16 protein-coding genes and 5 pseudogenes are annotated in these 19,404 nt (G+C 71.2%); 10 read left to right on the forward strand and 11 right to left on the reverse strand.

Going from position 1 to position 19,404, the window contains the following annotated elements; translation table 11 throughout:
• Window positions 1–140: 140 nt before the first annotated feature.
• From rho to OHA55_RS31245, 5 genes and pseudogenes are all read left to right on the forward strand, one after another.
• Entirely contained in the window at window positions 141–1,280 is a 1,140-nt protein-coding gene (gene rho / locus OHA55_RS31225) for a transcription termination factor Rho (protein WP_266712833.1), read from the forward strand.
• A 114-nt stretch (window positions 1,281–1,394) separates the two neighbouring features.
• Window positions 1,395–1,810: pseudogene (locus tag OHA55_RS31230) on the forward strand (transposase); the annotation flags it as partial.
• 159 nt (window positions 1,811–1,969) lie between these two features.
• On the forward strand, window positions 1,970–2,425 hold the full coding sequence (locus tag OHA55_RS31235) for a MarR family winged helix-turn-helix transcriptional regulator (protein ID WP_266712835.1): 456 nt from the start codon (window positions 1,970–1,972) through the stop codon (window positions 2,423–2,425).
• 124 nt (window positions 2,426–2,549) lie between these two features.
• Window positions 2,550–2,723 (forward strand): hypothetical protein, encoded by a 174-nt coding sequence (locus OHA55_RS31240; RefSeq protein ID WP_266712837.1) that lies wholly within the window; start codon window positions 2,550–2,552, stop codon window positions 2,721–2,723.
• A gap of 296 nt (window positions 2,724–3,019) precedes the next feature.
• The gene (locus tag OHA55_RS31245) at window positions 3,020–3,382 is read left to right on the forward strand and encodes a hypothetical protein (protein WP_266712839.1); all 363 of its coding nucleotides are present in this window, start codon (window positions 3,020–3,022) and stop codon (window positions 3,380–3,382) included.
• A gap of 40 nt (window positions 3,383–3,422) precedes the next feature.
• Here the strand turns inward: OHA55_RS31245 and OHA55_RS31250 are convergent, their stop codons facing one another.
• Window positions 3,423–3,914 carry an FBP domain-containing protein gene (locus OHA55_RS31250; protein ID WP_266712841.1) on the reverse strand — a complete coding sequence of 164 codons (492 nt, stop codon included), beginning with the start codon at window positions 3,912–3,914 and terminating at the stop codon, window positions 3,423–3,425.
• A 72-nt stretch (window positions 3,915–3,986) separates the two neighbouring features.
• Between OHA55_RS31250 and OHA55_RS31255 the strand changes: the two genes are divergently transcribed.
• The gene (locus OHA55_RS31255; protein ID WP_266712843.1) at window positions 3,987–4,556 is read left to right on the forward strand and encodes a TetR/AcrR family transcriptional regulator; all 570 of its coding nucleotides are present in this window, start codon (window positions 3,987–3,989) and stop codon (window positions 4,554–4,556) included.
• A 75-nt stretch (window positions 4,557–4,631) separates the two neighbouring features.
• Window positions 4,632–5,828 carry an SGNH/GDSL hydrolase family protein gene (locus OHA55_RS31260; protein WP_266712845.1) on the forward strand — a complete coding sequence of 399 codons (1,197 nt, stop codon included), beginning with the start codon at window positions 4,632–4,634 and terminating at the stop codon, window positions 5,826–5,828.
• A gap of 124 nt (window positions 5,829–5,952) precedes the next feature.
• Here OHA55_RS31260 and pgm read toward each other — a convergent pair whose 3' ends face one another.
• The 5 genes and pseudogenes from pgm to OHA55_RS31285 all read right to left on the reverse strand — a co-directional run bounded on the left by pgm (window position 5,953) and on the right by OHA55_RS31285 (window position 12,403).
• On the reverse strand, window positions 5,953–7,599 hold the full coding sequence (pgm, locus tag OHA55_RS31265) for a phosphoglucomutase (alpha-D-glucose-1,6-bisphosphate-dependent) (protein ID WP_266712847.1): 1,647 nt from the start codon (window positions 7,597–7,599) through the stop codon (window positions 5,953–5,955).
• 144 nt (window positions 7,600–7,743) lie between these two features.
• Window positions 7,744–9,393, reverse strand: a complete 1,650-nt coding sequence (locus OHA55_RS31270) for an ABC-F family ATP-binding cassette domain-containing protein (RefSeq protein WP_266712849.1) — start codon at window positions 9,391–9,393, stop codon at window positions 7,744–7,746.
• Window positions 9,394–9,525: 132 nt separating this feature from the next.
• A complete protein-coding gene (locus tag OHA55_RS31275) occupies window positions 9,526–11,169 on the reverse strand; it encodes an ABC-F family ATP-binding cassette domain-containing protein (RefSeq protein WP_266712851.1) in 1,644 nt (547 codons plus the stop codon).
• Between the two features lie 295 nt (window positions 11,170–11,464).
• Window positions 11,465–11,820: pseudogene (locus tag OHA55_RS31280) on the reverse strand (HGxxPAAW family protein).
• Between the two features lie 91 nt (window positions 11,821–11,911).
• Window positions 11,912–12,403 carry a hypothetical protein gene (locus OHA55_RS31285; protein WP_266712853.1) on the reverse strand — a complete coding sequence of 164 codons (492 nt, stop codon included), beginning with the start codon at window positions 12,401–12,403 and terminating at the stop codon, window positions 11,912–11,914.
• A gap of 204 nt (window positions 12,404–12,607) precedes the next feature.
• Between OHA55_RS31285 and OHA55_RS31290 the strand changes: the two genes are divergently transcribed.
• Window positions 12,608–15,754, forward strand: a complete 3,147-nt coding sequence (locus OHA55_RS31290) for a S8 family peptidase (RefSeq protein WP_266712855.1) — start codon at window positions 12,608–12,610, stop codon at window positions 15,752–15,754.
• Window positions 15,755–15,922: 168 nt separating this feature from the next.
• On the opposite strand, the pseudogene OHA55_RS31295 reads toward OHA55_RS31290, so the two are convergent.
• Window positions 15,923–16,137: pseudogene (locus OHA55_RS31295) on the reverse strand (pirin family protein); the annotation flags it as partial.
• A gap of 174 nt (window positions 16,138–16,311) precedes the next feature.
• Window positions 16,312–16,893, reverse strand: a complete 582-nt coding sequence (locus tag OHA55_RS31300; protein ID WP_266712857.1) for an SMI1/KNR4 family protein — start codon at window positions 16,891–16,893, stop codon at window positions 16,312–16,314.
• A 135-nt stretch (window positions 16,894–17,028) separates the two neighbouring features.
• On the opposite strand from OHA55_RS31300, the pseudogene OHA55_RS31305 reads away from it, so the two are divergent.
• Window positions 17,029–17,265: pseudogene (locus OHA55_RS31305) on the forward strand (hypothetical protein); the annotation flags it as partial.
• A gap of 170 nt (window positions 17,266–17,435) precedes the next feature.
• The gene (locus tag OHA55_RS31310; RefSeq protein WP_266712859.1) at window positions 17,436–17,777 is read left to right on the forward strand and encodes a hypothetical protein; all 342 of its coding nucleotides are present in this window, start codon (window positions 17,436–17,438) and stop codon (window positions 17,775–17,777) included.
• Between the two features lie 178 nt (window positions 17,778–17,955).
• On the opposite strand, the gene OHA55_RS31315 is transcribed toward OHA55_RS31310, so the two are convergent.
• The 3 genes and pseudogenes from OHA55_RS31315 to OHA55_RS31325 all read right to left on the reverse strand — a co-directional run.
• Complete coding sequence (locus OHA55_RS31315) at window positions 17,956–18,294, reverse strand: hypothetical protein (protein ID WP_266712861.1); 339 nt, start codon at window positions 18,292–18,294, stop codon at window positions 17,956–17,958.
• Between the two features lie 120 nt (window positions 18,295–18,414).
• Window positions 18,415–19,113, reverse strand: a complete 699-nt coding sequence (gene pyrF, locus OHA55_RS31320) for an orotidine-5'-phosphate decarboxylase (RefSeq protein ID WP_266712863.1) — start codon at window positions 19,111–19,113, stop codon at window positions 18,415–18,417.
• Between the two features lie 151 nt (window positions 19,114–19,264).
• Window positions 19,265–19,375: pseudogene (locus tag OHA55_RS31325) on the reverse strand (alpha/beta hydrolase); the annotation flags it as partial.
• Window positions 19,376–19,404 lie beyond the last annotated feature (29 nt).

Raw genomic sequence — 19,404 nt, forward strand, 5'->3', positions numbered from 1 at the left:
ACACCCACGGCGTGACGCGGTCCCCGCTCTTCGTCCGCCGGGAAACCGGCCGGCGCGGCGCACGTCGAGGCGTGCAGACACCGCCTCCGGGCCGCCCGCACCGGGCTCACACACACTTCCGTCCTCGAAAGGACAATCCCGTGACCACCACACTCGAACGCCCCGTATCCGCCCCGCACGCACCTGTCGCCGCCGCCGGTGTCCTCGACACCTCGGAGGGCGGACACGGCCTGCTGCGCGGTCCGCACGGGCATCCCGCTCCCGGCGACGTCCGCGTCCCGGCCGCCCTGATCGGCCGTCACGGCCTGCGCAAGGGCGACTTCGTGAAGGGCGGCTGCGACCGGCCGGGCACGCTCACCGTCGTGGACCGCGTCAACGGACTGCCCCCGCAGGCCCTTCGCACGCGTCCGCACTTCCACGAACTGACCCCGCTGCACCCCCGGGAGCGGCTGCGCCTGGAGACCCGTGCGGGCGGGCCCGCACCACGTCTGATCGACCTGATCGCCCCGGTGGGCAAGGGGCAGCGCGGTCTGATCGTCGCTCCGCCGAAGACCGGAAAGACGGTGCTGCTCCAGCAGCTCGCGGCGGCCGTCGCGACGAACCACCCGGAGTGCCACCTCATGGTGGTGCTGCTCGACGAACGCCCCGAAGAAGTGACGGACATGCGCCGATCCGTGCGGGGCGACGTGCTCGCCTCCACCTTCGACCGTCCGGCGAAGGAGCACATCGCACTGGCCGACCTCGCCGTGGAGCGGGGCAAGCGGCTCGTCGAGCAGGGACAGGACGTCGTCATCCTCCTCGACTCGCTCACCCGGCTCTGCCGGGCGCACAACAACGCGGCCGGTCCCGGCGGGCGCACGCTGAGCGGCGGTGTCGACGCGGCCGCGCTCAGCGGGCCGAAGAAGCTGTTCGGGGCTGCGAGGCTGGCCGAGGAGGGCGGCTCGCTGACCATCCTGGCGACGGCGCTGGTGGAGACCGGTTCGCGCGCGGACGACTTCTTCTTCGAAGAGCTCAAGGGCACCGGCAACATGGAGCTCCGCCTGGACCGCGCGCTCGCCGACCGCCGTATCTTCCCGGCGGTGGACATCGCCCCCTCCGGCACGCGGCGTGAAGAACTCCTGCTTTCCGATTCGGAGTTGACGGCCGTACGCGGACTGCGGCGCGCCCTGCACGGCCGGGACAGCCGGGCCGCGCTCGAAGCCGTACTGGACAAGGTGCGCCGGACGCCCGACAACGCGGCCTTCCTCCGCCAGGTGCACCAGACGGTCCCCGGCGCCTGAAAACGGCCCGGGCCCGTCTCGGGGCTGCCGCCGGGCCGGCCGGAGCACGGGCGTGCCGCCCCCGCACGCGGCCCTGTCCTCACGAAGCTACGGTGAAGCGGAAAGCAGCTCCCTGGGGGCTGGACGACGAAGATTCACCTGGCCTGCGAGCACAAGGGCAGAGGCCGTTATCGCTGCTGATCACAGCAGGTCAGCGGGGAGACGGCCCGCGGTTCAGGGCGGTGCTGGAAGCGATCCGGGTTCCACGTATCGGGCTGGGCCGGCCGCGCGTTCGTCCGCTACGGGTGCGGGGCGACAAGGCGTATTCGTCGCGCGCGAACCGTGCATACCTACGTGGGCGCGGGATCCTCTGCACGATCCCGGAACCTGCCGATCAGGCCGGCCACCGCAAGCGGCGGGGAGCGGCTGGCGGGCGGCCTCCGGCCTTCGACCGCGAGGACTGCAAGGCCCGGCACGCGGTTGAGTGCGGCACCAACCGGCTGAAACGGAACCGGGCGGTGGCGACCCGGTTCGACAAACTTGCGGTCCGCTCCCTGCACACCCCAGATCCGCTGCAGAGAGTACGTGTCACTTCGCCGAAGCAGCTTCGGGAGGACAGGGCCCACGCACACGGCCGCTTGACCTCATGTTCGGTTGAGGTCCTACGTTGGTCCCACCTGTCGCGTTACTCGGATGGTGAGGGCAGAACGATGGAGTACTCGCACAACGACCCCGAGCTGGTCCAACAGCCCATCGGCTACTGGAGCTGGGCCGCTCACAAAGCGGTCGTCACCAACATCCGCGCGGGGCTTGCGGAGTTCGGCGTCACCCAGCCCCAGTGGTGGGCCATGGCACAGGTCGCCGCCGACGAGAACGGCCGGACCCGCGCGGAGGTGACGGAAGTCCTGCAGGGCTACTTGGACGTGGGCTCCTCGCTCGCGGGCGAGATCGACGCCCTCCTCGTCCGGGGCCTGCTCACGGTCGACGGTGAGAACCGGCTTCGGCCGACCTCCGAGGGAGACACGGTGTTCCGCCAGTGCGCCCAGCGCCAGACGGCGATGCGGAGGCAAACCCACGACGGCATCGCCGATGAGGAGTACCTGGTCACCCTCAAGGTGCTGCAGCGGATGATCCACAATGTCGGAGGAGAGGCGTGGCACCACTGAGGCCCGGTCCGCCGGCGTCGGCATGATTCCGTGCGCGGCCGAACGTGCCGGCCAGGACCGGGTCCTCTGCACACTGAGCCCATGCGGTACGAGGAGAAGGCGAAGACAGCCGCGGCGAGAGGCCTTGATCCCGATAGCCATCGTCGTCTGCTCATCCGTGCTGCTGATCGCCGGAGCGCCGATCCGCCGCCGCTGCCTTCGGCACATCCACCGGGACGGGACCCCGCCAATCCTTGAGAAGGAGCGGGGACAGGTCAGCATCCACTGGTTCATGGCCACCAGCCCACTTCTCCAGTGACTGTGTCGGCCCACGGAATCACTCACCCCCCTCGTCTCGCGCCGAGGCTGACCGGCGTTCCCGAGGAGAACGTGGACCACACGGGTCGCCGTCACGACGGTTCGCTTCCTCCGTCACGGCGATATTCACCCCGGCAGCGGCCGGGATGCCGTCCGCCCGACCCGCATCGCCACGTCCGGCCCGGGCAAGTGAACCTGAACACCCTTCGCCGCACCCACCCGTCAACGCCGGACGGCGATGACATCCTTGAGGACCGGCTTTCCGGGAACCCACTCCCCCGCAGGAGGCACCCGCCCATGACCCACCGTTCCGCCACCGCCCTGGCCGGCCTGCTGGCAGGCGCGGGAGCGCTGCATCTCGCGGTGCCGCGCCCCTTCGACTCGCTCGTCCCGAGCGCCCTGCCGGGAAGCCCCCGCACCTGGACGTACGCGAGCGCCGGCGTCGAACTCGCCCTCGCGGCGGGCATTCTCGCCCCGCGCACCCGCCGCGTCGCCGCTCTCGGGGCTGCCGCCTTCTTCGTCGGCGTACTCCCCGGCAACGTGAAGATGGCGGTCGACTGGCGACACCGCCCGGCTCCGCAGCGCCGTGTCGCCTACGCGCGAGTGCCGCTCCAGCTGCCCCTGGTGCTGTGGGCCCGCCGGGTCGCCCGGCAGGCGTGACCTGCGTGTCCGACAACGACGCCGCCGCCCGTCACGCCGGTCACCCCGTCACATGGGCGAGGAACGCGGCGAGGTTCTCCGAAGTCCGCCGGATCATCTCCTCCAGGGTGAGCGACTCGCGCAGGCGGGCGCCGGGGCCCGCGTCCTTCTTGCCCCGTACGTACAGGGAGCAGGCGAGGTCGTCGCAGAGGTAGGCGCCCACCGAGTTGCCCTGCTGCCCCGCCTTGCCCGCCTTCGGCGCGACCATCAGCGAGACGCCGCCGGAGTGGGTGGTCAGGCACAGCGAACACATGCTCCGGCGCTGGCGACCGGGGACCGCGCCCGGGCTGCGCATCACGATGGCCTGCGGGCGGCCCTCCGACTCGGTGACGAGGTAGGCCCGGTCGGGCGCCTGGGGGTCGCGCCAGCCGAGGAAGTCCAGGTCGTCCCACTCGCGGTCCGCCAGATCGCGCGGAACCGCCAGTCGCTTCGCCTCGCCCTTGCTGCAGTTCACGAACGCGGCGCGGATCTCTTGCTCAGTCAGCGGATTCATGAGCGATATGCTAATTTCCCTAAAGGTTATAGGCAAATGAATATGTCGCTCAGGCGGAGGAGGGGGAAGGTCATGGCGCGCGCGGGACTCACCACGGAACGGCTGGTCCGGGCGGGGGCGGAGATGGCCGACGCCTCGGGCTTCGACCAGGTGACCCTTTCCGCGCTCGCCCGGCAGTTCGACGTCAAGGTCGCGAGCCTCTACTCGCACCTGAAGAACTCCCAGGAGCTCAAGACGCGGATCGCGCTGCTCGCACTGGAGGAGATGGCCGACCGGGCCGCGGTCGCCCTGGCGGGCAGGGCAGGAAGGGACGCGCTGACCGCCTTCGCCGACGTCTACCGAGACTACGCACGCGAACACCCCGGCCGTTACGCGGCTGCCCAGCTCAGGCTCGACCCGGAGACGGCCGCCGCGAGCGCGGCGCCCCGGCACTCGCTGATGACGCGGGCCATCCTGCGGGGCTACGACATCGCGGAGCCGGACGAGACGCACGCCGTCCGCCTCCTGGGCAGCGTGTTCCACGGATACGTCAGCCTGGAGGCGTCCGGCGGCTTCAGCCACTCCGCCCCGGACTCCCAGGAGAGCTGGACCTGGGCCCTGGACCGGCTCGACGCGCTCCTGAGGAACTGGGCCGCTCCCTGAGCCGCCGCCTTGCGGGATCCCGACACGCGCCGTCCGACATCCACCACCCGACCGACGACCGACGGGCCGAACACCTTGAGCACCCCACAGAGCACCCCGCACCGCTGGATCACCACTCCCCTGACCGCCGCGCTGCTGCGGGGCGCCCTGGATCTGGAGCACACGGCGCACGGCGTCCTCCCGCACCGGCTGCCCGCCCGGGCCCGTGCCCAGTACACCGATCCCCAGCTGGCCTTCGCCGAGTCCCAGCCTTCCGGGGTGCGGCTGGCCTTCCGCACCGCGGCCACCGCCCTGGAGCTGGACACCCTGCCCACCAAGCGGGCCTACGCGGGTGCGCCGCCGCGCCCGGACGGGGTGTACGACCTGCTCGTCGACGGCCGCCCGGCGGGCCGGGCCACCGCGTCCACCGGCAACACCGTGATCGTCGACATGGCCACCGGATCGGCCGAGTACCTGCCGGGGCCGGTCGCCACGATCCGGTTCGCCGGTCTGCCCGAGGGCGACAAGGACGTCGAGATCTGGCTGCCGCACAACGAGACCACCGAGCTCGTGGCCCTGCGCAGCGACGCCCCCGTCGCGCCGTCGCCGGACCGGGGCCGGCCCGTGTGGCTGCACCACGGGAGCTCGATCAGCCACGGTTCCGACGCCGCGAGCCCCAGTACCATCTGGCCCGCCCTCGCCGCACGCCTGGGCGGAGCGGAGCTGATCAACCTGGGCCTGGCCGGCAGCGCCCTGCTCGACCCCTTCACCGCGCGCGCCCTGCGGGACACCCCCGCCGATCTGATCAGCCTGAAGATCGGCATCAACCTGGTCAACACCGACGCGATGCGGCTGCGTGCCTTCACCCCCGCCGTCCACGGCTTCCTCGACACGATCCGCGAGGGCCACCCCACCACCCCGCTGCTCCTGGTCTCACCGATCCTGTGCCCGATGCACGAGGACACCCCGGGCCCGAGCGCCCCGGATCTCTCCCAACTGAGCATGGGGAAGCTGAAGTTCGTCGCGATGGGCGACGCGGCCGAAACCGCGGGCGGGAAGCTGACACTGAACGTCGTACGCGCGGAGCTGGCCCGGATCGTCCAGCAGCGGTCCTCCGAGGACCCGCATCTGCACCACCTCGACGGCCGCGCGCTCTACGGCCCGGCCGACGCGGACGAGCTGCCGCTGCCCGACCAGCTGCATCCCGACGCCGCGACCCACCGCCTGATGGGCGAGCGCTTCGCCGCGCTGGCCTTCGCGGGCGACGGCCCGTTCGCGGCTGCGCACGCCTGACGGGCGGGCCGGCTCTCACGTGTGGCAGGGGCCGCCGACAGCCACGGGCCGCCGGAGCGGTTGCGCGACACACGTGTGCGGCCGGTCCCGCCTCACCGGGGCCGGCCGCACACGTGACGGGGTCTCAGCCCGCGGCGCCCAGGACGGTCGAGACGAGGGCCTTGGCCTCGTCCTGGACCCTGCTCAGGTGGTCGGGGCCCTGGAAGCTCTCCGCGTACACCTTGTACACGTCCTCGGTGCCGGAGGGCCGGGCGGCGAACCAGGCGCTGTCGGTGCAGACCTTGAGACCGCCGATGGCCGCGCCGTTGCCGGGCGCCTCGGTGAGTACGGCGGTGATGGCCTCGCCCGCGAGGGTGTCGGCGGTGACCTGCTCGGGCGAGAGCTTGGCCAGCACGGCCTTCTCCTCGCGGGTGGCCGGGGCGTCGACGCGCGCGTAGGCGGGGTCGCCGAAACGGGTGGTGAGCTCGGTGTAGTGCTGGGACGGGGTGGAGCCGGTGACCGCGGTGATCTCGGAGGCCAGCAGGGCGAGCAGGATGCCGTCCTTGTCGGTGGTCCACACCTGGCCGTCGCGCCGCAGGAACGAGGCGCCGGCGGACTCCTCGCCGCCGAAGCCGAGGCTGCCGTCGAAGAGACCGTCCACGAACCACTTGAAGCCGACAGGTACCTCCACCAGCGGGCGGCCGAGGTCGGCGGCGACCCGGTCGATCATCGAGGAGGAGACCAGTGTCTTGCCGATGCCGGTCCCGGCGGGCCAGCCGTCGCGGTGGGTGTAGAGGTACTGGATGGCGACGGCCAGGTAGTGGTTGGGGTTCATCAGCCCGCCGTCGGGGGTGACGATGCCGTGCCGGTCGGCATCGGCGTCGTTGCCGGTGGAGATGGCGTACGCGTCGCGCTGCGCGATGAGCGAGGCCATGGCGTACGGCGAGGAGCAGTCCATCCGGATCTTGCCGTCCCAGTCCAGCGTCATGAAGCGCCAGGTGGGGTCGGCGAGCGGGTTGACCACCGTCAGGTCGATGCGGTGGGTCTCCGCGATGCGGCCCCAGTAGCCGACGGACGCGCCGCCGAGCGGGTCTGCGCCGATCCGGATGCCCGCGTCGCGGATCGCGTCCAGGTTCAGTACGGACGGCAGGTCGTCGACGTACCCGCCGAGGAAGTCGTGGCGTCCGGTCGTCCCCGCGGCCAGCGCACGGGCGTACGGGACGCGGCGCACCTCCTTGAGCCCGCCCGCGATGAGTTCGTTGGCGCGGTCCTGGATCCAGGAGGTGGCGTCCGAGCCGGCCGGTCCGCCGTTGGGCGGGTTGTACTTGAACCCGCCGTCGGCGGGCGGGTTGTGCGACGGGGTGACGACGATCCCGTCGGCCAGCCCTCCGGTCCGGCCGCGGTTGTACGTCAGGATCGCGTGCGAGACCGCCGGGGTCGGGGTGTAGCCGTCCTCGGAGTCGATGAGGACGGTGGCCCCGTTCGCGGCGAGGACCTCCAGGGCGGTGACCCGCGCGGGCTCCGACAGGGCATGGGTGTCCACGCCGAGGAAGAGCGGGCCGTCCGTGCCCTGCCGGGTGCGGTATTCGCAGATCGCCTGGGTGGTGGCGGCGATGTGGTCCTCGTTGAACGCGGTCGCGAGCGAGGAACCGCGGTGCCCGGACGTGCCGAAGGCCACCCGCTGGCCGGGCTCGGCCGGGTCGGGGTGGAGGGCGTAATACGCAGTCACCAGCCGTGCCACGTCGACCAGGTCGTCGGATTCTGCCGGCTTGCCGGCCCGTGCGTGCACCATCGGTTCTCCTCGTTCGTGGGTGGTGGCTCCGTCCGTACCGGGCCACCGCCCCGGGGGCGGACGATCACCACGATTTGTACCCGATCACGACCCTCCCCTCCCGCACTGGCGTCCGGTTTCCGTCGCGGGCGAACGCGGCGTTTCTCACGTCCGCTCCTCCGCGGGTGCCCGCAGGCGCAGTTCCGTACCCGGCCAACGGGACCTGAGCCACCGGTCGTGGCTGGCGACCACGACGGTCCCCGGACCGGTGCCGAGTGCCTCCTCCAACTCGTCGGCGAGCCGTGGCGAGAGGTGGTTGGTCGGTTCGTCGAGCAGCAGCAGGTCCGGCGGGTCGGCGACGAGCAGGGCGAGGGCGAGCCTGCGGCGCTGACCGGCCGACAGTTCACCGACTCTGCTGTCGAGATCCCGTGCGGCGAAGAGCCCGAGCCCGGCGAGCGGGACGAGTTCGGCCCGTTCCTCGCCGAGCCCGAGGGTGTACGTCTCCGCGACGGTACGCCCCGGATGCTCGAACACCGTGTCCTGGGCGAGCAGTCCGGCCCGAAGCCCCTCCCGGCGACGCACCCGGCCGGTGGGAGCGGTCAGTCCGCCCGCCAGCACCGCGAGGAGCGTCGACTTGCCCGCGCCGTTCGGGCCGGTCACCAGCAGGCGGTGGCCCGAGTGGAGGTCCAGGCGGTCGAGGGTGAGGCGGCCGGGCACCCGGAGGTCCCGGAGGGAGAGCAGCGGGGCGTCGTCGGCGGAGTTCGCGGGCTCGGCGGCTTCCGGTTCAGGGGTGCGGAAGCGCAGGGGCTCCGGCGGGGCGGGGACCCGCTGCCGCTCCAGTTCGCCGAGCCGGCGGGCGGCGTTGCGCACCCGGCGGGCGATCTGGTGCTGGACCCGGCCCCCGGCGTGGCCGTACCCCATCTTCTCGTTGTCGCGCGGCCCACGGTCCGGGGCGACCCGGTGGGCCGTGACCTCCACCGCGACGCGCAGGTCGGCGAGTTCTTTCTCCTCCTCCTCGAAGCGCCGCTGCCAGCTCTCCCGGGCGGCCCGCCGCTGGTCCTGGTAGGCGGTGTAGCCGCCGCCGTAGTGGACCGGCCCGCGCACCGCGGGGTCGAGGTCGATCAGGTCGGTGCAGACGGCGTCGAGGAACGCCCGGTCGTGGCCCGCCACCACGACGGCACCGGGCATCTCGCACAGCCGCCGTTCCAGGAACGCGGCGGCCTCGTCGTCCAGGTGGTTGGTGGGTTCGTCGAGGAGGAGCGCGGTGGGCCGGCGGATCAGCAGCGCAGCAAGGGCGAGCCGCCCCCGCTGTCCGCCCGAGAGGGTGCCGAGGGTGCGGCCGTGGGCCAGGGCGCCGAGGCCGAGGCCGTCGAGGACGAGCCCGGCGCGCCGGTCGGCGTCCCAGGCCTCGTGCTCCTCGGCCTGCTGCAGGCACTCCGCGTACCGGGCGAGGAGGTCGCCGTGGCCGGGCGTGTCCTCGGGCACGGCGGCGATCTCCCGGGAGAGTAGGTCGAGCCGGGCAAGGTCCGCGCGGGACTCGGCGAGGGCGTCGTCGAGCACGTCGGTGATGCTCGCTCCGCTCTCGTACGGCATCTCCTGGTGGAGGTAGCCGAGTCCGGCAGGGCGGACGACGGTGCCGGAATCGGGCTCGTCCACCCCGGCGAGGATTCTCAGCAGGGTGGACTTTCCGGCACCGTTCTCGCCGATCAGGCCGATGCGGCGGCCGGGGGCGGCGGTGAGGGAGACGCCGTCGAGCACCCGGCGCCTCCCGAGGGTACGGACGAGGTCGTGGGCGAGCAGGGCGGGTCGGGTCATGGGGGATCACCTGGGTCGGGTCGGCTGCGGTGCCCGCCGGGCGGGGCCTCGGGCGCGGGCGGGGCAGCGGGGGACAGATGTAGGCGGAAGCGGGACGGGCGCAAGCGGGACGGGGCAGGACCGCCTGGGCGGTCAGTCGCCGCCGGGTGCGCCCGCCTCCGTCAGCCGTCCGTCGGTCAGGTGGAGCCGCCGGTCGACCCCGATCTCCGCGAGGAAGCGCTCGTCGTGGCTGACGACCACGAAGGCTCCCTGGTAGGCGTTGAGCGCGCTCTCCAACTGGCCGACGCTGACCAGGTCGAGGTTGTTGGTCGGTTCGTCCAGCAGCAGGAGTTGCGGGGCGGGTTCGGCGTAGAGGACGCAGGCGAGGGTGGCACGCAGCCGCTCACCGCCGGAGAGCGCCGACACCGGAAGGTGCGCGTGCGAGCCCCGGAAGAGGAAGCGCGCCAGCAGGTTCATCCGCTCCGCCTCCGGCAGGGCGGGCGCGAACGCGGCGAAGTTCTCGGCGACGGTACGTGCGGAGTCGAGCAGATCGAGACGCTGGGAGAGGTACGCGATGCGGCCGTCCGCCCGCCGGAGGGTCCCGCCGTCCGGCACCTGCTCACCCTGGACGATCCGCAAGAGGGTGGACTTTCCTGCCCCGTTGGGGCCGGTGAGCGCGATCCGCTCGGGGCCGCGGATCTCCAGGTGCGCCCCGTCCCCGGCGAACAGCTCTCGGTCACCGCGGCGGACCCGGACGCCCTCGCCGAGGAAGACGGTCCGTCCCGCGGGGACGCGGGTCTCGGGCAGTTCCAGGGTGATCCGCTGGTCGTCGCGGAGTGCGCGGCCCGCCTCGTCGAGCCGGGCCCGGGCGTCCCCGACACGGGCCGCGTGCGTACCGTCCGCCTTGGCCGCCGACACCTGGGCGCTGCGCTTGAGTCCGCCCGCGACGATCTTGGGCAGTCCGGCGTTCTTGATGGTGCGGGCGGCGTTGTTCGAGCGGCGCTGGGCGCGTTCGCGGGCCTGCTGCATCTCCCGCTTCTCCCGCTTCACTTCCTGCTCGGCGCTGCGGACGTTCTTCTCGGCGACCTCCTGCTCGCCGCGCACCATCTCTTCGTATTCGGTGAAGTTGCCTCCGTAGAAGCGGAATTCACCGCGGTCGAGTTCGGCGATGCGGTCCATCCGGTCGAGCAGTTCCCGGTCGTGGCTGACCAGGAGCAGGCAGCCGTTCCACTCCTCGATCACGGTGTAGAGCTTCTTGCGCGCTTCGAGGTCGAGGTTGTTGCTCGGTTCGTCGAGGAGGAGCACGTCGGGGCGCTTCAGGAGCTGCGCCGCGATCCCGAGGGAGACGATCCGCCCGCCGCTGAGGGTGTCCAGAGACTGTGTCAGCGTGACGTCTTCGAGGCCGACGCGGTCGAGCTGGGCCCGGGTGCGTTCCTCGATGTCCCAGTCGTCGCCGATCACGGCGAAGAGTTCCTCGCTGGTGTCGCCGGATTCGATGGCGTCGAGCGCCCGGATCACCTGGGAGACGCCGAGCACCTCGGCCACGGTGAGACCACCGGTGAGCGGCAGGTCCTGCGGGAGGTGGCCGAGCAGTCCGTTCACGGAGACGGAGCCCCGGGTGGGGCGGTACTCACCGGTGATCAGCTTGAGCAGGGTGCTCTTGCCCGCGCCGTTGGGTGCGACGAGTCCGGTGCGGCCGGCGCCGACGGTGAAAGAGAGGTCCTGGAAGACGGGTGTGCCGTCGGGCCAGGAGAAGGAGAGGTGGGAGCAGGTGAGAAAGGCCATGGAAACGGACATGGAGACGTCCTGGTGACGTGATGCGGGCGCGCGTCGAAGCGGCCGCCCGGAGGCGAACAGAGGTGGGGTACGACAACGGAAGCCATCACAGCGGCGCTTGAACGCGCCTGCCGGTGGCAGATCACCTTCGGGTGTCACCCGGAGATGTCGTCGTCACCCTTCACAACTGCTCTCCTTCATCGATGATCACATCGCTGATCACGTGCCATTCACGATAACAGCCTCGTCCGGCGGGTGCCGGGGATTTATCGCCGGGGCGGCACGGAGGCCCGCAGGCCCGGCCGCCCCGGCCGTCTCAGCCGTTCACGGGCTCGGCCGCCGGTACGGGAACCCCCGCGGCCGGAGTCACGCGACGCCGCCCGGCCATCCGGCACCCGAGGCACTCCGGGTGGCCGTCGCGGGCCCGGGTGTCACGTACGCGCCAACTCCACTCCTCGGGTCGCCGGGGCCGCTCGGCTTGCCCCGGCCCGCCAGATGCAGCAGCCAGGTGACCACAGCGCCGGCGGCTATCACCGTCCCGCCCAACGCCACCCCTGGCGGGGAGGCCGCGCAGACCGCGACTCCGGCGCCCGTAGCGCCGACGATCACGAGGGCCGTTCCGGTCCAGCCGGCCAGAGTGTGGCCGAGGTCGACATCACCGTGTGCACTCATCGCTTCTCCTGTCCGGGAAATGGCGGCGGCAGGTTCTGAAGGGACAACTCGTCTCACGAGCCGAGTAACGCAGACGCTATAGCCTCCGGGCTCAGGCCTCGTCATTTCCGATAATCCCGCCCGGCACGTGCGGGTCGAACCCGCCGCCGCGGATGGCCTCGATGCACTGCAGGACACGGGCGAAGGACGTCAACCCGTACGTGATGCAGCACGTCGGCGAGTCCCCGCTGACACTTTCCCGCTCGACAGGAACACCACTCATGATGGCCGCGTACGCGTCACGGGCATCGTGCTCGGGGTGAATCCTCACCCACGCCATCTGGACGTCCAACGCGAACTCGTTGGCAGACGTACAGGTGTACTTGTCCCATCCTGGATGCCGCCGCCGATCTTCACCCCGGCCCCGGGCTACATCAACGGTGACACCTATGCGGAGTGGTACGTCCCGGCCGGCCCTGTTGGTCTCCTGGTCGCGTGCACCGTACCCCCGTGCGTACTGGCTCCACCCCGGTACGGGCCACTCCCCCGCCGCGACCGCTTTGAGCTCGCTCGGCGACTCCCGGGGCGTCGAGACACCGGCCACGCCCGTCCCCCCACCCCTCCTCGCGGAAGCCGGCCACGTGTGCCCGTTGGGGTAGCCATGGCGGCTCCACGGGCACTGAAACAGGCCGTGAACTCCCCCTTAACGAACGTTGGGTTGGGTGAGCCCGCACCCCCTCTCCTCTCCCGGGAGGGGGCGTCGAGATGCTTGGGAGCGCTCCCATAAGGAGCTACTGGAAGGAGCCTCGTGACTACGAGCGCACGAACCCTGCGAAGGAGGTTGGCGGTACCCCTGCTGGCCTTCGTCCTGGCGGGGGGCGGCACGGTCGCCACCGGAAACGCGGCAATGGCCGCCCCGCCCGAGCAGGACACCCCGGCGGGCAACAGTGTCCGCTCCGGTCTGCGTCCCGCAGGGGACCGCGTCGACCTGACGGGAGGTGCCGGTCGATTCGGACAGGGCCGGACCGGCGAGTCCGAGGCGGTGCGGAAGCAGACGCCCACCGGGCGCACCCCGTACATCGTGCAGCTCGCCGAGGAGCCAGTGACGACGTACACGGGCGAGGTCCCGGGGCTGGCCCGGACCCGCCCGGCACCGGGTGAGCAGCTGGAACCGCAGTCGGCGGAGGCGAAGGCGTACCGGAAGCACCTGGGTACCCGGCGGACAGCCGTGGCCGCAGCAGCCGGGATCACCGTCGAGGAGATCTACACCACAGCCTTCAACGGGTTCTCCGCCACCCTGACTTCCGCTCAGGTCAAGGCGCTGAAGGCGGACAAGCGGGTTCGTTCGGTCACCGAGTCCAAGGTGGTCAATTCCGGCCAGACGTCCCTCGGTGACACCACGTCGCAGTCGGCGACCGGCACCGCAACGGGCACTGTCGGATCATCGTCGGCTGCGGCTGCGGCTGCGGCATCGGCGACCGGCGCACAGGCAGCCGGCGCACAGGCGACCGGTGCGCAGGCGACCGGTGCGCAGAAGTCCGACACATCCAAGTCCGCCCCGCGGAAGCCGAGCAAGACCACCGGCGCCGGGGTCGTGATCGGCGTCCTGGACACCGGCATCTGGCCCGAAAGCGCTTCGTTCGCCCAGAAGATGCCGGCCCCGGCCGGCTGGCACGGCACCTGCCAGACCGGCTACACGTTCGCCGCCGTGCACTGCAACGGCAAGATCGTCGGCGCCCGGTACTTCGCCGACACGGTTCTCGCGGCGTATGGCTCGCTGCCCGAGGGCGAGGTGCTCTCTCCCCGGGACATGGTCGGACACGGCACGCACACGGCGTCCACCGCAGCCGGCCTGCCCGTCGACGACGTCACCATCGCGGGGCGGGACTTCGGTTCCATCTCCGGAGTGGCCCCGGACGCGCGGATCGCCGTCTACAAGGTCCTCTGGGGCGGTTCGGGATACGACGCCGACATCATCGCGGGCATCGACGCGGCGGTCGCCGACGGCGTCCAGGTGCTGAACTACTCGATAGGAACGGAGTGGGGGGACACCGAGCCGAACACGCCGATCGGCAACGCCTTCCTCAACGCCACGCTGGCCGGGGTCTTCGTCACCGCCGCGGCCGGCAACACAGGCTTCAGCAGCGCGGTCAGCAACACCCAGCCGTGGGTCACCACGGTCGGCGCGGCGGTGACCGAGGCGAACGGGGGAACCGTCCGGCTCGGTGACGGCACCTCGATCGCCGGCGCCACCCTGGACGTGCTCCCCGGCGGCCGGTCCCTGCCGCTGGTCTTCGGCGAAGAGGCAGGCACGCTGGACGACGGTTCGGCGTACTGCGTGCCCGGCAGCCTGGACCCGGCGAAGGTGAAGGGCAAGGTGGTCGCCTGTGCCCTCTACAGCCCGTACGACTCGGTGCAGGAGCTGAAGGCCACGGGCGCCGCGGCCATGGTCCTCTTCGACCCCAACGGCAACTTCAGGGTCAACAGCGTCTACGACTTCCCGGTGCTCTACCTCAACACCCGGGAGCAGGCCGGCAAAATCTTCAACTACCTGATGAGGCACCCGGCCAACGGCTCCGCCAGGCTCACCTCGGGCAGCGACAGCTTCGACGTGCCGAGCATCGCGGACTACTCCTCCACAGGGCCGGACAAGACGCACACCGGGCTCATGAAGCCCGACCTGGTCGCCCCCGGCAGCGACATCGTCGCGGCCGTCTCCCCGCCGGGGAACTTCGGCCGGCAGTACGACGCGTACTCGGGGACCTCGATGGCGACCCCGCACGTGGCCGGAGAGGCCGCGATCCTGCGCGCCGAGCACCCCGGCTGGTCGCCCGGCGCGGTCGCCTCGGCGCTGCACACCACCGCCGGCACCGTGAGCGACGCCAGCCCCTTGGCCCAGGGCAGCGGACTGGCGTCGGTGAAGCGGGCCGCCGATCCGGGGCTGGTCATCGAGCCGGACGCGCAGAGCCTGGTCGCCTTCAGCGAGGCCGCTCAGCCCGACGGCCGCGATCTGAACCTGCCTTCGATCGCGCTGCGCGAGTACGACGGAACCAAGCCGGTGGTGCTGACCCGCAAGCTGACGAACGTCGGCAGCAAGAAGGAGACGTACCGCGCGTCGACCAGCGGGCTGCGGGGCATGGGAATCACCGTCTCCCCCTCGGTGGTGACGGTGGCACCGGGCAGGACCGTCTCGGTCACCATCACCCTGCGGCGCGGCAGCGCACCGTGGGACCGCTACACCACCGGCGCGATCACCTGGCGCGGCAACGCCCACCAGGTACGGATTCCGGTCGCCGCCCGCCCGTGGGGCATCACGCCCCGGGAGTACGACGACAACCTGGAGGAGTTCGGCCGGCTCGCCGGCGGCTCCTTCGCCATGATGGAGCCGGGCTTCACCGGCCCGGTCTCCGGCAGGTCGACCGGCTACGCCCCCATGAAGTGGGAGTCGTACTCGATGCCGACCGGAGTCAGCGGCGGCGTCTTCGACCCGAAGGCCCTCGGGGTGCGTGCGCACACCTTCAAGGTGCCGGCGGGCAGCGCAGGAATCGTCGTGAAGGCCGAAACCGACGATCCGGACACCAACCTCGACCTGTATCTGTACAGGGGCGACAAGCTGGTGTACCGGAGCAATTCCACCTGGAACAGCCTCGAACGGGCCTGGTCCTTCATGCCGGAAGCGGGCACCTACACCGCGTACGTCTTCGCACAGGACTCCGCGGGCCCGGTCGTCGACTACCGGCTCGGCCACGTGATCCTCAGCCGTAACGGCCACTACGAGCAGGCGACGCTGGAATTGCCGGCCTCACTGGTGCGTGGCACGACGCCGCAGTACAAACTGCGGCCGGGCGCTGCGCTGAAGCCTGACGGCGACTACTGGGCGTACACCGAGTTCCGCACCGGAGGGCAGGTAATTCCGGGGCAGTTGGTCAACACGAACCAGTACTTCTGGGAGTGACCCCGTAGCGGGTTTCCGGCGGATCAAGGCCGGAAACCCGCTCGTCCTCGTGACACGCCTCGTGCAGGACGTCCCCGTTGGACGCTCCCCGAGCCCGGAGCGCGGCCGTCGGCCCGCCAGCCCCCAGATCAGCCCCCGCGCCCCCGCGCCCCCGCCCTCCGCCCGCAGCTCCAGCCCCTCGGCCCCGGTGATCCGGGCCGAGGCGTTCGCCCGAGGGCCACCTCGCCGGCCACCACGTCGACGTACGCGCGCACTGCGTCCGAGACCGCCGCGCGTTCGCCCGCCGTGAGCCGGCGGACGTGCAGCATCGCTCCGGCGGCAGGCAGGGCGGACGGGGTGGAGTCGGCAATGCCGGGGACGACGGCGTACGCCGGCTCGCCGCCGACTGCCAGGACCTGTGTCAGGTCCCGGGCCGGGCGAGAACTGCCCGTAGCCGAGCAGTCCTGCGAGGGTCAGGCCGGTTCCGTAGCTCAGGCCGTGCACGAAGTGGCGCAGCGCGGAGCGATGGCGGCTGCGTCGTCAGCGGCGCGTTGGGCTGGGGACAGAGTCCGGGGGCTTCAGGTCTTCGCGTACCAGGAGCGGCCGCGGGCTGCCCAGCGGGCCGCCCACCCTGCGAAACCGGGAGTGCCCGGCATCAGGGAGGTGCCTGACCTGGTGCCGAAGGGCACCGCGCCGTACTCATCGATCAGCCAGACGTGGCCGCGCTGCGGCCCGGTGACGATGAGGTGCCAGTACATGCCGCAGCCGTCGGTGCCCAGCAGCAGCGAGCCGTGGTCGAACACGGGGTCCGTCCGCTTCTCGAACTCCTGCTCCGAGAGGGTCGCTTCGTCGCCTTCCGCCGTCCACAGCCATGCCGCCGTGAGCGGGAACGGCTCGGCGAGCAGGCGCACGGGGCGGTACGAGCCCCAGTCGGAGGGCGCTTGCGCGAAGGGCAGCAGACCGTACATGGGTGGTCCTGCGCGCAGGCCGTCGCAGATGTCCGTCACGAACGTGCGGTACGGCTCCGGAAGGACGATGCCGTGTTCTGCCTCGAAGGACCGCACCGCTTCCGAGCCGGCTGGCGGTGCTGCCCCGGGACGGCCCACGAAGATGTCGCGGAGAGCAGCCAACTCGGCCGGGTCGCAGGATTCCGTGTTCATGCGGGTCATTATGCAAGGCGTGTACGAGGCGCCGGGACTGTGGCCGCAGCATCAGCGACGACCAACGGCTGCCCGCCGGATCCGACGATGAAGGAGCAGACAGCACTGCCGGCAGTCCGTCCCCGCGGATGCTGTCGGTACAACTGGGACTCCGGCACATCGACCACGTTCCCCGGTGGTATCACTGTTCCCGACGACGACATGGGGCGGCTGCACAAGGTGGGCTTCGCTCAGGAATTCGACATGCGCGGTAGCAGCAGCACCTGCACCCATGATCTGAACAATGGCTCAGCCCCCGGAGTGACGCCGGCGGACCCTGGCGGCGAGGGCTCCCGCGGAGACGTCTCACGCGGCAACGAGGAGAACCGTTGAACAGCCGATCATCCCTGCGACCACGTCTGTTGGCACTGTTGGGGGCCACTCTGCTGCTCGCCTCCTGCTCTGGTGCAGACAAGGAAGACCACCGGACGACGGACGGGCGCGCCTCGCACTGGGGAAAGGGCATGGGCGCCCCGGAGGCATCAGCGTTCATGAAGGTGCCAGTGCCCGAGAATGCGACAGAGGTGAAGGGCGCCGTGCAGATCAATCCGCAGGAGGACATCTACCTGCTCTCCTTTGTGACCGACGAGAGGACAGCCGTGGAGATGGCGGAGGACCTGCGTCCCGAGCAGCCCCTGCGCATCAGGAACCAGGACCTTCCGCCCTCCACGAAACTCTTCGGGCACCTCGGACTCGCCGAGCCCCAAAGCGAAAAGGGGGCCCGCTGGGCCGGGGTCTGCCCGCCCTGCGTGGGCGACAGCCGCCGGAGCGAGGTCCAGTGGATCGAGATCCACGTCCTCGGACTGGACGCCGACACCACCCGGGTTTACCTGCAGGCGTTCTGACCATGACATGGAGAAGCACTGCCAACGAACCGATCGACGAGAGCGTCGGGCTCCCGAGCTCCCCATCGGCTGCCAACCCGAGCCGCCGCCGAACCACCACAACCCGGCCCGCCGCCAGGCCGCACCCGTCCCGTTCCACCCGCGCCGCGGACGAGACGTCACGCCCACCTCGCGGAGCTCAGGGGCTGAACGGGGCCGCGTCCGGCCGCGGTTCGTCCCGTATCGGGGTCCCGGAATCGGAATCGGTGATGTCCCCCGCCCACCAGTCCGGCGCGTCGGTCGGCGTCCAGGCCATGCCGACCGGCCGTTGGAAGGTGTCCTCGACCCAGCGGCGCATGGCCTCCTGAGCGGACTCCGGCGAACCACCGGGCGATGCGCCGCGGAGCGCGCCGTCCAGTACACCGCCGGGCTCGAAGTGGATCGCGAAGCGCCACGTGACCGGGGTCCTGTACAGCACGACCGCGGCAGGTCGGCCCAGTCGGCTGCGCCAGTCCCGCTTCGGCTTCGGCCCGCGCATCGGATTTCCTGCTTTCGTGTGGTGACCGAGCGGGTCCGCGCGCGTCCCCGGCGGGAAGACCGTCCGCCGGGATGGATGCCCACCCCGCGCGGCGTCCTGGCCACCCTTCCGCGAAGGGAGCTACGAGGCCGACAAGTTGGCGCGGAAACGACGGAACGCGGTCAGCGCGTCCGGCGCCCGCGTGACCGCGCGGCCCACGACCACGTGCGAGGCTCCGTCCGCGACTGCGGCGTACGGCGTGCCGGGACGGGCGTGCTCGTTGACGGACGCGCCGGGCAGGACGACTCCGGGGGCGACGATCAGCGCATCGCCACCCAATACCTCACGCAGGGAGGCCACTTCGTGCGGCGAGGCGGTCACGCCATGGCATCCGGCCCGCTTGGCCAGACCGGCCAACCGCAGCACCTGACTCTCCGTGGAGCCGGCCACGCCGATGTCGACCAGGTCCGCGTCGGTCATGCTGGTGACGACGGTGAGGGCAAGAACGCGAAGGTCTGAATAATCGCGGGCCGCCTCGACCGCGGCGGTCAGGATCCCCGTGCCGCCCATACTGTGCACGGTCACCATGGAGACGCCGAGCGCGCCTGCCGCCCGGACGGCGCCGGCGACGGAGTTCGGGATCTCGAAGAGCTTGAGGTCCAGGAAGACTTCGTTGCCCCGCCCGACCAGGTATTCCACGAACTGGGGCCCGACCGCGGTGAGAAGTTCCAGACCCACCTTGTAGAAGCGGCACTCGTCACCGAGCTGTTCGACGACGGCTTGGGCGGCTGGGCGGTTGTCGCAGTCCAGTGCGACGATGATCCGACGGCTCGGATCCATGACGCCCTGATGGTCTCGCCCCGTCAACCCTTGCACCCGGCCCTGTCCTTACTCTCCCGCACCTGTTCGGAAACGGACGATACACCGGGATCTCTCCGGTCGCGGCTCTCGATGCTCAGTGCCTTGCGGAGGGGTTCACCGAACTCCGTGGCCGGGGGATGTCGGGGGCGTGGGACATGAAGCTCGGCACGATCCGCCCGACGAAGTACGGCAGGTCACGCATCGTCCTCTCGGCCCGTGCCGCCGCCTGCGGCGGGAGCTCGGCCACGTCCTCGGCCCTGGTGGTGTCAC

It is taken from the genome of Streptomyces sp. NBC_00102 (genome assembly GCF_026343115.1).
Classification (GTDB): Bacteria; Actinomycetota; Actinomycetes; order Streptomycetales; family Streptomycetaceae; genus Streptomyces.